The following is an 11,786-nucleotide window of genomic DNA, read 5'->3' as shown; positions in this document are numbered from 1 at the left end:
CCGCACCGCATCCTCCCGCCGTCCGTCCATCCTGTCGCGCATCCGGTGGACCCAAACGACAACGCCGGCCTGGTGGCCGGCGTTGTCACAGCAACAGCAAACGCAATTACTTGACGCTGACCAGCTTGATCTCGAACTGCACGGCCACGTTCGGCGGGAACGGGGTACGCGGGTCGGCACCGTAGGCCTTCTCCGGCGGCAGGGTCACTTCCCACTTCGAGCCGGCCGGCATCTGCAGCAGCGTGTCGCGCATGGCCTGCATTTCGACTTCGCTGACCTTGATGGCCGGGATCTGCTGCGCCGGACGCGCCTTCTCGCGGTCGCCGAACGGGAACGGACCGGCCACTTCCAGCTGCACGGTGCTGGCCTGGGTCGGCTTGGCGCCCTTGCCGGCTTCGATCACGCGGTACTGCACGCCGCTCGGCAGCGTCTGCACGCCAGCGGTGCCCTTGTTCTTGGCCAGGAACTGGTCGCTCTTGGTCTTGTTGGCAGCAGCGGCCTTGTCGTACTCGGCCTTGGCCTGCTGGGCACGGCCCTGCTCACGCTTCTGGAACGCTTCGACAGCCGGCTTCAGCTGGTCGGCGGTGATCGCCGGCTGCTTCTTGGCATAGGCGTCCTGCAGACCCTTTACCACCGAGTTGATGTCGAGCTGCTCGCCGCGGCCGGTGAGCTCGGCAAGGTTGTTGCCGTAGTCATAGCCGAAGTAGTAGCTCAACTTGCCCTTCTCGGACGTCGTGTCCTGGGCCAGTGCATTGCCCGTCAGGGCCAGGGCCGCCACAGCGACCGCGATAGAACGCAACTTCATCAAACAATTCTCCAGGGTGGTGGCACAGGACGGGTCTGCCGCCTGAGATGACGCGCTAGGATAGCGGCCGCGATAGCGAACCGCTACTTATCACGAAAGCTATGACCAGCAAGGCTTTCGGAAGTTCCGTATTTACTAATTTTTTACGTTCGTAAGGATTTCCATGTCCAATCACGTCATTCTGATCGCCGACCACGCCAGTGTACGGACGATCACCGTCAATCGACCGGACAAACTGAACGCCTTGAACCAGGAAACGCTGCGGGCGCTGGATCACGCCTTCGCCGGGGCTGCGAGCGCGGACGACATCCGCGTGGTGATACTGACCGGTGCCGGCCCCAAGGCGTTTGTCGCCGGCGCGGACATCGCCGAAATGCGCGATCTGTCGGCGATGCAGGGCCGCGAGTTCTCGCTGCTCGGCCAGCAGCTGATGCGCCGGATCGAGCGCATGCCCAAGCCGGTGATCGCCATGGTCAATGGCTTTGCACTCGGCGGCGGGCTGGAGCTGGCGATGGCCTGCCATCTGCGCATCGCCGCATCCAGCGCGCGCCTGGGGCAGCCGGAAATCAATCTCGGCCTGATCCCCGGCTTCGGCGGCACGCAACGGCTGTTGCGTCTGACCGGGCGAGCGGCAGCGCTGGAACTGTGCCTGCTCGGCCTGCCGATCGATGCCGCGCGCGCGTTCCAGTTGGGTCTGGTCAATCGCGTGGTCGAGCCGGAGGCATTGCAGGACGAAACCCTCGCCCTGGCACAACGCCTGGCGGCCGCCGCACCGCTCGCGCTGCGCGGCATCCTGGATGCGGTGGTGTTCGGTGGCGAATGCGCCATCGAAGAAGGCCTCCAGCTGGAAACCGCGCAATTTGCGCTGTTGTTCGCCAGCGACGACATGCGCGAAGGCACCGGCGCCTTTCTCGAAAAACGCCCCGCGCACTTTCTCAACCGCTGATCGGCCTGCCATGACGTTCGACCCCACACCGGCACCACGTCCACTGGCCCTGCAGCTGTTCGACTGCGTCCACGCCGATGATCTCGATCGTGCATTGGCACTGGGCCTGATGGAGTACCGGCCCGATCCACGCGACGACCTGCTGGATCCGGCCTGCCCGCAACTGAGCGCGGTGCTGCTGGCCGCACAACAACGGCTGCGCGATGCCTGGGCCGCACGCGACCGCTACCGTGCACGCGCCGCGCGCCTGCAACGTCGCGCTGCCGAACGCGATGCACGCCGGACGCCTGCAGCGGCGCCCAGCCAACCGGCGGCCGCCGCATTACCGCCGCTGGCTGCGGCCATCCTGGCGCGCGCCAAGGCCAAGGCCGCTGGTGGAGCACAGCCATGAACGCGATCCACGTCACCGCGCCGGCACGGCGCGGCAGCAGCATGCGCAAGCCCGAAATACAGGAGATGTTCGCGCGCCTGCGCGAGCTCAATCCGCACCCGACCACTGAGCTGGAATACACCACGCCGTTCGAGTTGCTGATCGCAGTGCTGCTGTCGGCACAAGCCACCGATGTCGGCGTCAACAAGGCCACCCGCAAGCTGTATCCGGTGGCCAATACTCCGCGCGACATTCTCGATCTGGGCGAAGAAGGCCTGAAGCGCTACATCGCCACGATTGGCCTGTTCAACGCCAAGGCCAAGAACGCCATCGCCACCTGCAGGATCCTGCTGGAGCAATACGGCGGCGAGGTGCCGCATGATCGCGCTGCACTGGAGGCCTTACCCGGCGTCGGCCGCAAGACCGCCAACGTCGTGCTCAACACCGCGTTCGGCGAGCCCACCATGGCGGTGGACACGCATATCTTCCGCGTCGCTAACCGCACCGGTCTTGCGCCGGGCAAGGACGTGCGCGCGGTCGAGGACAAACTGGTCAAGATCATTCCGGCCGAATTCCTGCACGACGCACACCACTGGCTCATCCTGCATGGCCGCTACGTCTGCAAGGCACGCAAACCCGATTGCCCAGGCTGCGTGATCCACGACCTATGCCGCTACCGCGACAAGACCCCCGCACCCGCCGAAAGGCCGACAGCAGCAAAAGGCTAACCAGCCGTCACAGCAACCAACCCGCAAAGCCAACGCCAAGCAATCACGCTGGCAAAGCCTACGTGTGCCTTTACGAATCCCAAATCCCGATTCCCCAATCCCCGCCCAAAAAAAATCGCGACCGGGATGATGCGTCTTGCGGCGCCATGCATCACCCGGTCACGATAGATGTCACCCGGCGCGAGCGCCGGGCGTCTGCAGCAGGTCTACGCCGCCTTGGCTTGCTCCACGCGCTGTTCGACCAGCGCGCTTTCCACCGTCGGCTGGCCTTCCACGCGTCGATCCAGCTCGTTCCAGTCCACCACCAGCTCGCAGCCGCGCGAGGCCGCATTCCGGCTCCAGTCGCGCAGCAACTCGATGCAGGCGTGGTCAACGTGATGCAGCTTGGCCACGTCCAGGTGCAGTGCGGTGTTCGGCGGCACGCTTTCCAGCGTACGCGCCATCGCCGGCACCTTCAGGAACGTCGCCGAGCCCTGCAGGGTCAGATGCATCTCGTCCTTCTTGTGCTCGTGCTCACGCACGTCCACCTTCAGGCGCGAAGAATGCAGGGCCAGACGGAACAACGACAGGCCGAAGCCGATCAGCACGCCGGTCAGCAGGTCGGTCGCTACGATCGCGAAGGTGGTCGCCAGGTAGATCGCCGCGGTGCCACGCCCATAGGTCGCCAGCTCCTTGACCTGCCCGATCTTGATCATCTTCACGCCCGTGTAGACCAGGATGCCGGCCAGACACGCCACCGGCGTCATCCGCAACAGCCATGGCAGCAGCATCGCGAACACCAGCAACCAGCCGCCATGCAGCACCGTGGACATGCGCGTGGCCGCACCGGCCTGCACATTGGCCGCGCTACGCACGATCACGCCGGTCATCGGCAATGCGCCCAGGAAACCGCACAGCATATTGCCCACACCCTGCGCCGCCAGCTCACGGTCGTACTGCGTACGCGCACCCTGATGCATGCGATCCACCGCCGCCGCCGACAGCAAGGTCTCTGCGCTGGCGATGAAGGCAAAGGTCACCGCCGACACCAGCAAGGTCGCATTGAACACGCCGAAGATGTCCGCCACGCTGGGGATGCTGATCGCCGAGAACAGATTGGTCGGCACGTCGACCTTGTTGACGTTCAGGCCCTGCAACTGCACCGTCGCCGTGACCACCACCACCGCGATCAACGCCCCCGGCAGAAAGCGCAGACGCTGCGGACGCAGCTTGTCCCATGCCAGGATGATGCCGATGGTGGCCAGGCCCACGAACAACGCCGTGCGGCCGGTCCCTTCGGTGATCGCCTGCCACACCACGGCCGGCAATGCAGCGAAGTTTTCCAGACCGCGCGCCTTGGGAGCGGCGTCCATCAGCACATGCGCCTGCGAGGCCACGATCAGGATGCCGATGCCCGACAACATGCCGGCCACCACGGCCGGCGACGTCATCCGGAACCACACGCCTGCGCGGCACAGACCGGCAACCAACTGAATCGCACCGGCCAGCAGGATCACCGGACCGAGGGCGGCAATGCCGTGCTCGCGGACCAGTTCGAACACCAACACAGCCAGGCCGGCGGCCGGTCCGCTCACCTGCAGAGGAGAGCCCGCCAGGAAGCCGACGACCAGCCCACCGATGATGCCGGTGATCAGGCCTGCGGCCGGCGGCATGCCGGAAGCGATCGCAATGCCCATACACAACGGGAGCGCGACGAGGAAGACCACGACAGACGACAACAAATCACGTCCGAACAGTCCCTGGCGGAAATATCCGCCGATACCTGATGTGTTCATGATGTGCTCCGTCAGGCGAGTTCAGCGCGCACGACTTGCTGCAGTCGCGGACGTGGGGTGGCTTCGGGGGTGTTGTCCGCCAACAACGGACGGAAGCCACCCTTCTCGGCATCGAAGGCGCGGATCTCGCCATGGGCGATGTCATAGATCCAGCCATGGATGCGCAAGGTACCGGCCGCCAGACGCGCGGCGACCACCGGCTGCGTACGCAGATGGTCCAGCTGCGAGACCACGTTCTCTTCGGTCATGCAGCTCAGCGCTTCCTGGCTGTGCGGATCGTGCCCGTGATGGGCAGTGACGTGACGCGCTGCATCGGTGTGCTTGAGCCAGGCCGCCACGGACGGCACGTCTTCCAGCGATTCTGGCTTGAGCACCGCCTTCATTGCGCCGCAGTCGGTATGACCGCAGATCACGATATGCCGCACGCCCAGTACGGCGATGGCGTATTCGATTGCCGCAACCACGCCGCTGACGTGCTGGGAGTAAGGCGGCACCACATTGCCGATATTGCGATAGACGAACAATTCGCCCGGCTGTGCGGAGAAGATCAGCTCCGGCATGACACGCGAATCGGCGCAGGTGATAAACAACGTATGCGGACTCTGGCCACCGGCCAGTTCCTGAAAGCGCGCACTCTGGCGCGGATACACTTCCTTACGGAAATGACGAAAACCTTCTAGCAAACTTTCCATGGGAGATACCTCTAGGCAACGAATGGCCATCCGCGGCGCAAACCGCGAAGTGCAAAGACGAACAAATCAAAGGAAGCCGGTGCGCTGCACCGGTTGACGCGACTAACGAAGGATCAGGCGCGCAATGCGTTGGGAGGACGCAGTTGCGGGATCAGGTCGCGTTTTTGAGTTGCCGGCGCGTAATGCGCGTACCAGGAGGGGAAATAACGTGCGACCACCGGCCATGCCTGGGAGAGCAAGGGGATATCGTCTGCAGAATGGGTATCGACCTGGGTCTGTGCGTCCCCGTCGCCCTGCAGATCATCGGCTGCGTCACGTTCTTCGCTAGCATCCGCCATTACCGCCACGCCGTCGCCCACAAGCGCATCGTGGATGCGGCTGTGCGCATCGGCCGCCGACCACGCAGTAAGCGCGAGCAGGCAGACCAACAGCAATTGGAGGAATCGAGGAAACATGGCCTTGAAACTAACAATTTAGAACGCGCCTGTGCAAGTGGTGCGACGCACAAAGCGCTTGATACGCCGCAGTTCCACTTAGTTGGTTCAGGTCGCAATAAGCTTGAGCTCGCTGAAACGGTGAACTGCGCCACTGTCACATCTGTCATACGACGCGGCCTGTTCAGACTCATGACACACACTGACAAAAAACAAACACGCGTAAATCTTTGTCTTTGTTGACAAAAATCAGATTGCAACGCGATCTGAAGTTGTCACATTAACGCAACTTTCACGCCATAGCCTGCGCTCACTTTCTCAGGTCGCAAGGCACATATGAAACTTTCTCCCACCCTGCTTGGCTCCGCCCTGCTGCTGGCGCTGGCCGCACCCGCTGCGCACGCCGAAATCGCCATCGACGTGATCGGCGGCTCGGAGATGTCGCTCGAAGGCCTGGTCCAGGCCGACGGCAACTGGTTCCACAACGATGTTCAGGACCTCAATGGCCCGATCGGTGCCAATGGCGACAATTCCGAATTCAGCATCCGCCGTGCCGAGCTGGTGCTCAAGGGCAAGGGCCCGGGCAATTTTGAATGGGTGGCCGGTTACGACCCGAGCGTGCTGAAGGAAGTCACCATCCGCGGCACCACCATCCGCAGCACCGGGCGTTTTCTCGACAACAACATCAAGTACAAGTTCGCCGGCAACGCCAACAACTATCTGCAGGTCGGCCAGTTCAAGCAGCCCAACAGTCTGGAAGAGCTGTCCAGCACCAAGAACAACGACTTCGTCTCCAAGGCCGCAGTGACCAACACCTACGGCATCTCGCGCCGGCTGGGCGTGGCCTACGGCATGGGCGACAACGACTGGAGCATCACCGCCAGTGCATTCGGCCGCGAACTGACCCGCAACCAGGCACACGGCAGCGGCTACGGCGCGCGCGGCACCTGGGCGCCGATCAACGAGAGCGGCAACGTGCTGCACTTCGGCCTGAGCTACCTGGGTTATGACACCGACGACGACACCCTGCGCCTGCGCGCACGCCCGGACGCCGACCTGACCACGGTGCGCCTGATCGACAGCGGCGCCATCACCAACGTGGACAGCGTGGGTGTGGCCGGCGCCGAGGCCATGTGGATCACCGGCCCGTTCAAGCTGCAGAGCGAGTTCTTCCAGGAAAACGCCAAGCGCATCGGCAACAACGCCAACGATTACAAGAGTGACGGCTGGTACGTCAGCGGCGTCTGGAACATCACCGGCGAGACCTGGGGCTACAAGGCCGGCGTGCCGACCACCCCGCTGCCGAACGCACCGGCCTCGGGGATGTGGCAGCTGGCGGTGCGCTACGACACCCTGGACCTCAACGACGGCCATCTGGTCTCCAACGGCACCACGCCGTTCGTGGACGGTGTGCTGGGCGGCAAGATGGACGTGTGGACGATCGGTGCCAACTGGTACTGGCGCTCCAACTTCAAGTTCGCACTCGACTACGCGAAGGTGGAAAGCACCCGTTACAACAGCGCCACGCGTGGCCTGGTCGACGACAACCCGTCGATCATCGAGGCACGTGCGCAGTTCTACTGGTAAGTGCGCGCTGGATCGGCCGCCGTGCTGCGCTCCCGTGAGCGTGCCACGGCGGCAACCATCCTGATCCGACCCGCAACGCGCCCCGCCGCAACGCCGTCATCTGCATGTCATCTCCCGGACACCGCGCGGTCATGCCCCTGCCCTGCAATGGCACGACCGCGGGACGTCCTCATCCCTTCGCTACAGGAGCTGTTCCGTGATCCACTCTTTGAAGACCCGTCTGGCCGTCGGCGTGCTCACCGCCTCGCTGGCCTTGTGCGCCCAGGCCGCCGATGTCACCGGCGCCGGTGCGTCGTTCATCTACCCGGTGATGTCCAAGTGGTCGGCCGACTACAACGCAGCCACCAAGAAGCAGGTCAACTATCAATCGATCGGTTCGGGCGGCGGCATTGCCCAGATCAAGGCAGCCAGCGTGGATTTCGGCTCGTCCGATGCGCCGCTCAAGCCGGAAGAACTGGCCGCGGCCGGCCTGGCGCAATTCCCGTCGGTGATCGGCGGCGTGGTGCCGGTGGTCAACGTGCCCGGCGTGGCGGCAGGCGCGCTGAAGCTGGACGGCAAGACTCTGGGCGACATCTTCCTGGGCAAGGTCAGCACCTGGAACGACCCGGCGATTGCCGCGCTCAACCCGGGCGTCAAGCTGCCCGACGGCAAGATCACCGTGGTGCATCGCTCCGACGGTTCGGGCACCAGCTTCAACTTCACCAACTACCTGTCAAAGGTCAACCCGGACTGGAAGGGCAGGGTCGGCGAAGGCACCGCGGTGCAGTGGCCGACCGGCATCGGCGGCAAGGGCAACGAAGGCGTGGCCGCGTACGTGAAGCAGATCAAGGGCGGCATCGGCTACGTCGAGCTGTCGTATGCGCTGCAGAACAAGATGGCCTACACCGCGATGAAGAACGCCGCCGGCAAGTTCGTGCAGCCGTCCGACGAGACCTTTGCAGCCGCCGCCAACAGCGCCGACTGGGGCAACAGCAAGGACTTCTACCTGGTGATGACCAACGCCTCCGGCGACAACGCCTGGCCGATCACCGCCACCAACTTCATCCTGGTGCAGAAGAAGCCCAAGAATCCGGCCGGCCTCAAGAACACGCTGGAGTTCTTCCGCTGGGTCTACAGCAAGGGCGATGCGCAGGCCAAGCAGCTGGACTACGTGCCGCTGCCGGACAGCCTGGTGACCCAGATCGAAGGCTACTGGGCCAAGAACCTGCCCAAGTAACGCCAGCCACAGCGACAGGAACGACGCCGTCTCTCTCCCCGGCGTCGGCACCGGGACGCGGCCCCCACGGGGTCGCGTCTTTTTTGTGATGCCTTCTCCAAAAGGCACTGTCATGCACGTGTAACAAAAACATCATTTCATAGCGTGGTCTGCCGGGTCCCCCGGCCAACCCAGCCTCGGAGCTTCCATGAAACTGCAGTCGGCCAGCCTGACCGCCCTGTCCCTCACCATCGCCCTCGCCCTGGCCGCTTGCTCGCCCGGCAAGGATGCGCAGTCCGGCGACACCGCCAAGGGTGCCACCGCCGCAGGTGCCACCGCTGGCGACAGCAAGAGTGCCGAGATCTCCGGCGCCGGTGCCTCCTTCATCTATCCGCTGGTCTCCAAGTGGTCGGCCGACTACAACGCCGCCACCGGCAACAAGGTGAACTACCAGTCGATCGGCTCCGGCGGCGGTATCGCGCAGATCAAGGCCGGCACGGTGGACTTCGGTTCGACCGACAAGCCGCTGGACAGCGCCGAACTGCAGCAGGCCGGCCTGGGCCAGTTCCCGTCGGCGATCGGCGGCGTGGTGCCGGTGGTGAACCTGGAAGGCATCGCACCGGGCAAGCTGCGCCTGACCGGCGCGCTGCTGGGCGACATCTTCCTGGGCAAGGTCACGATGTGGAACGACGCGGCGATCGTCGCGGCCAATCCGGGCGTAACCCTGCCGGCGACCAAGATCAACCTGGTGCATCGCTCCGACGGTTCGGGCACCACCTTCAACTTCTCCAACTACCTGTCCAAGGTCAGCCCGGAGTGGAAGAGCAAGGTCGGCGAAGGCACCTCGGTGCAGTGGCCGGGTGGCGTCGGCGGCAAGGGCAACGAAGGCGTGGCCTCGTACGTGCAGCAGATCAAGGGTTCGATCGGGTATGTCGAACTGGCCTACGCCCTGCAGAACAAGATGCCCTACGCCTCGCTGCAGAATGCAGCAGGCCAGTGGGTGGAGCCGAATGCGGAAAGCTTCGCCGCCGCTGCCGCCAGCGCCGACTGGGCCAACGCCAAGGATTTCAACCTGGTGATCACCAACGCACCGGGCGAGAAGGCCTGGCCGATCACCGCGACCAACTTCATGCTGATGCACAAGCAGCCCAAGGATGCGGCGCGCAGCAAGGCGACGCTGGACTTCTTCAAGTGGGCGCTGGACAACGGCCAGGCCCAGGCCAGCGAACTGCATTACGTGCCGCTGCCGCCGGAACTGGTCAAGCAGATCCAGGCCTACTGGGCCAGCGAGTTCAAGTGATGCCCTGCACCCGCTGTGATGGCGGGTTGCGCTGCGGTGAGGTGCCTGCGGGTGCCTCGCCGTTCCTGCTGTCTCACGCTCCCGCCAGTGCGCGGGTGACGAGTCCAATCGAATGAATGCCACCGCCATTCCCGAAGCGATGACCGCCCCGCGCGGCCGCGACCTGCGCGATGCACGTGCCGATCGCCTGTTCAAGCTTGCGCTGGCCGCCACGGTCGTCTTCGTCCTGTTGGCGCTCGGCAGCGCCGCGCTGTCGATGCTGTGGGGCGGGCGCCATGCCTTGCAGATGCAGGGCCTGAGCTTTTTCTATTCCGCCGACTGGAATCCGGTGGAAAACAAATACGGCGCGCTGGCGCCGATCTACGGCACCCTGGTCACCGCCTTGATTGCGATGGTGATTGCGGTGCCGGTGAGTTTCGGTATCGCGTTCTTCCTCACCGAGGTGGCGCCGCGCTGGCTGCGCGGCCCGGTCGGCACCGCCATCGAACTGCTGGCCGGCATCCCGTCGATCATCTATGGCATGTGGGGCTTGTTCGTGCTGGTGCCGGTGATGACCGAGCACGTGACGCCCTGGCTCAACGATCACCTGGGCACGCTGCCGTTGATCGGCCCGTTGTTCCAGGGCCCGCCGTTGGGAATCGGGTTGCTGACCGCAGGCTTCGTGCTGGCGATCATGGTGATTCCGTTCATCTCCTCGGTGATGCGCGAGGTGTTCCTGACCGTGCCGACGCGCCTGAAGGAATCGGCGTACGCGCTGGGGTCGACCAAGTGGGAAGTCAGCTGGGACATCGTGCTGCCCTACACCCGCTCTGCGGTGATCGGCGGCGTGTTCCTGGGCCTGGGCCGTGCGCTGGGCGAAACCATGGCAGTGGCGTTCGTGGTCGGCAACACGGTGCGGCTGTCGCCGTCGCTGCTGGAGCCCGGCACCACCATCGCCGCGCTGATCGCCAATGACTTCGGCGAGGCCACCGAAACCTATCGCTCGGCATTGCTGCTACTGGGCTTTGTCTTGTTCATCGTGACCTTTATCGTGCTGGCGATTGCGCGCTTCATGCTGATGCAGCTGTCGCGTCGGGAGGGCAACTGATGTCCTCGGTCTCGCAATCGTTGTACAACCGCCGCCGCGTGACCAACGCGATCGCACTGTTGCTGTCCTGCGTCACCGCGGTGTTCGGCCTGTTCTTCCTGGGCTGGATCCTGTGGACCTTGTTGTCCAAGGGCGTGCCAGGCATCGACGTCAACCTGTTTACCAAGATGACACCGCCGCCGATGCAGGAAGGCGGCCTGCTCAATGCCTTCTTCGGCAGTGCGGTGATGTGCGGCCTGGCGCTGGCGATCGGCACGCCACTGGGCATTGCCGCCGGCACCTGGCTGGCCGAATACGGCAATGCACGCAAGGCCGGGTTGGTGGTGCGCTTCGTCAACGACATCTTGTTGTCGGCACCGTCGATCGTGCTGGGGTTGTTCGTCTACACGCTGTACGTGATGCAGACCGGTGGGCGCTTCTCCGCGTTTGCCGGCGCGCTGTCGCTGGCCTTCATCGTGCTGCCGGTGGTGGTGCGCACCACCGATGAAATGCTGCGCCTGGTGCCGGCGCAGATGCGCGAAGCGGCGTTGTCGCTGGGTATCCCGCAATGGAAGGTCACCGTGCAGGTGCTGTATCGCGCCGCATCGGCCGGCATCCTCACCGGCATCCTGCTGGCCCTGGCCCGCATCAGCGGCGAGACCGCGCCGTTGCTGTTCACCGCCTTCGGCAATCAGTACTGGAACAGCAACGTGTTCCAGCCGATGGCCAGCGTGCCGGTGATCATGAATCAGTTCGCCGGCAGCCCCTACGAGACCTGGCAGACCCTGGCCTGGTCCGGCGCGCTGGTGCTGACCGTGTTCGTGCTGCTGGTGAGCCTGGGCGCGCGCGCCCTGCTATTGCGCAACAAGATTTCCAATGACTGACCTC

The 11,786-nt window shown here is 64.3% G+C and carries 13 protein-coding genes; 9 read left to right on the top strand and 4 right to left on the bottom strand.

The features are described 5' to 3' along the window. Positions 1-106: 106 nt before the first annotated feature. Complete coding sequence (locus ABQY74_RS08210; protein WP_016902469.1) at positions 107-805, bottom strand: FKBP-type peptidyl-prolyl cis-trans isomerase N-terminal domain-containing protein; 699 nt, start codon at positions 803-805, stop codon at positions 107-109. A gap of 163 nt (positions 806-968) precedes the next feature. Between ABQY74_RS08210 and ABQY74_RS08205 the strand changes: the two genes are divergently transcribed. The 3 genes from ABQY74_RS08205 to nth are packed head-to-tail and all read left to right on the top strand — an operon-like array spanning position 969 to position 2,849. After that, positions 969-1,751 (top strand): enoyl-CoA hydratase-related protein, encoded by a 783-nt coding sequence (locus tag ABQY74_RS08205; RefSeq protein WP_349793709.1) that lies wholly within the window; start codon positions 969-971, stop codon positions 1,749-1,751. 10 nt (positions 1,752-1,761) lie between these two features. Then, positions 1,762-2,142 carry a hypothetical protein gene (locus ABQY74_RS08200; protein ID WP_046342273.1) on the top strand — a complete coding sequence of 127 codons (381 nt, stop codon included), beginning with the start codon at positions 1,762-1,764 and terminating at the stop codon, positions 2,140-2,142. Next, complete coding sequence (gene nth, locus ABQY74_RS08195) at positions 2,139-2,849, top strand: endonuclease III (protein WP_349793711.1); 711 nt, start codon at positions 2,139-2,141, stop codon at positions 2,847-2,849. The genes ABQY74_RS08200 and nth overlap by 4 nt, the downstream gene beginning before the upstream one ends. 206 nt (positions 2,850-3,055) lie before the next feature. On the opposite strand, the gene ABQY74_RS08190 is transcribed toward nth, so the two are convergent. From ABQY74_RS08190 to ABQY74_RS08180, 3 genes are all read right to left on the bottom strand, one after another. Next, entirely contained in the window at positions 3,056-4,624 is a 1,569-nt protein-coding gene (locus ABQY74_RS08190; protein ID WP_102584347.1) for a SulP family inorganic anion transporter, read from the bottom strand. 11 nt (positions 4,625-4,635) lie between these two features. Further along, positions 4,636-5,316, bottom strand: coding sequence for a carbonic anhydrase (locus ABQY74_RS08185; RefSeq protein WP_016902474.1), 681 nt, complete (start codon positions 5,314-5,316; stop codon positions 4,636-4,638). Between the two features lie 113 nt (positions 5,317-5,429). Continuing rightward, a complete protein-coding gene (locus ABQY74_RS08180) occupies positions 5,430-5,675 on the bottom strand; it encodes a hypothetical protein (protein ID WP_349793832.1) in 246 nt (81 codons plus the stop codon). Between ABQY74_RS08180 and ABQY74_RS08175 the strand changes: the two genes are divergently transcribed. The 6 genes from ABQY74_RS08175 (at position 5,574) to pstA (ending at position 11,782) form a co-directional block, all read left to right on the top strand. After that, positions 5,574-5,993 carry a hypothetical protein gene (locus ABQY74_RS08175; RefSeq protein WP_349793845.1) on the top strand — a complete coding sequence of 140 codons (420 nt, stop codon included), beginning with the start codon at positions 5,574-5,576 and terminating at the stop codon, positions 5,991-5,993. The genes ABQY74_RS08180 and ABQY74_RS08175 overlap by 102 nt on opposite strands. A 93-nt stretch (positions 5,994-6,086) precedes the next feature. Continuing rightward, on the top strand, positions 6,087-7,337 hold the full coding sequence (locus ABQY74_RS08170) for an OprO/OprP family phosphate-selective porin (protein WP_016902476.1): 1,251 nt from the start codon (positions 6,087-6,089) through the stop codon (positions 7,335-7,337). A gap of 196 nt (positions 7,338-7,533) precedes the next feature. Continuing rightward, positions 7,534-8,553, top strand: a complete 1,020-nt coding sequence (gene pstS / locus ABQY74_RS08165) for a phosphate ABC transporter substrate-binding protein PstS (protein WP_181109706.1) — start codon at positions 7,534-7,536, stop codon at positions 8,551-8,553. A 187-nt stretch (positions 8,554-8,740) separates the two neighbouring features. Beyond that, positions 8,741-9,832 (top strand): phosphate ABC transporter substrate-binding protein PstS, encoded by a 1,092-nt coding sequence (pstS, locus tag ABQY74_RS08160; RefSeq protein ID WP_016902478.1) that lies wholly within the window; start codon positions 8,741-8,743, stop codon positions 9,830-9,832. Between the two features lie 112 nt (positions 9,833-9,944). After that, entirely contained in the window at positions 9,945-10,919 is a 975-nt protein-coding gene (pstC, locus tag ABQY74_RS08155; RefSeq protein WP_006450306.1) for a phosphate ABC transporter permease subunit PstC, read from the top strand. Next, positions 10,919-11,782: a phosphate ABC transporter permease PstA gene (gene pstA / locus ABQY74_RS08150; RefSeq protein ID WP_039520545.1), complete on the top strand. Its 864-nt coding sequence runs from the start codon at positions 10,919-10,921 to the stop codon at positions 11,780-11,782. Before pstC ends, pstA begins: the two co-directional genes overlap by 1 nt. The last annotated feature ends 4 nt before the right edge of the window (positions 11,783-11,786 follow it).

Origin of the sequence: Xanthomonas sp. WHRI 7064 (assembly GCF_040202355.2) — a bacterium.
GTDB lineage: Bacteria > Pseudomonadota > Gammaproteobacteria > Xanthomonadales > Xanthomonadaceae > Xanthomonas > Xanthomonas arboricola.
This window is presented reverse-complemented; position numbering and strand designations above follow the sequence as displayed.

Coding starts and splice junctions, on each gene's coding strand:
- ABQY74_RS08190 (WP_102584347.1), bottom strand. CDS start 4,624: ATGAACACATCAGGTATCGGCGGATATTTCCGCCAGGGACTGTTCGGA.
- ABQY74_RS08210 (WP_016902469.1), bottom strand. CDS start 805: ATGAAGTTGCGTTCTATCGCGGTCGCTGTGGCGGCCCTGGCCCTGACG.
- ABQY74_RS08205 (WP_349793709.1), top strand. CDS start 969: ATGTCCAATCACGTCATTCTGATCGCCGACCACGCCAGTGTACGGACG.
- pstS (WP_016902478.1), top strand. CDS start 8,741: ATGAAACTGCAGTCGGCCAGCCTGACCGCCCTGTCCCTCACCATCGCC.
- nth (WP_349793711.1), top strand. CDS start 2,139: ATGAACGCGATCCACGTCACCGCGCCGGCACGGCGCGGCAGCAGCATG.
- ABQY74_RS08200 (WP_046342273.1), top strand. CDS start 1,762: ATGACGTTCGACCCCACACCGGCACCACGTCCACTGGCCCTGCAGCTG.
- ABQY74_RS08185 (WP_016902474.1), bottom strand. CDS start 5,316: ATGGAAAGTTTGCTAGAAGGTTTTCGTCATTTCCGTAAGGAAGTGTAT.
- ABQY74_RS08170 (WP_016902476.1), top strand. CDS start 6,087: ATGAAACTTTCTCCCACCCTGCTTGGCTCCGCCCTGCTGCTGGCGCTG.
- pstC (WP_006450306.1), top strand. CDS start 9,945: ATGAATGCCACCGCCATTCCCGAAGCGATGACCGCCCCGCGCGGCCGC.
- pstA (WP_039520545.1), top strand. CDS start 10,919: ATGTCCTCGGTCTCGCAATCGTTGTACAACCGCCGCCGCGTGACCAAC.
- ABQY74_RS08175 (WP_349793845.1), top strand. CDS start 5,574: ATGGGTATCGACCTGGGTCTGTGCGTCCCCGTCGCCCTGCAGATCATC.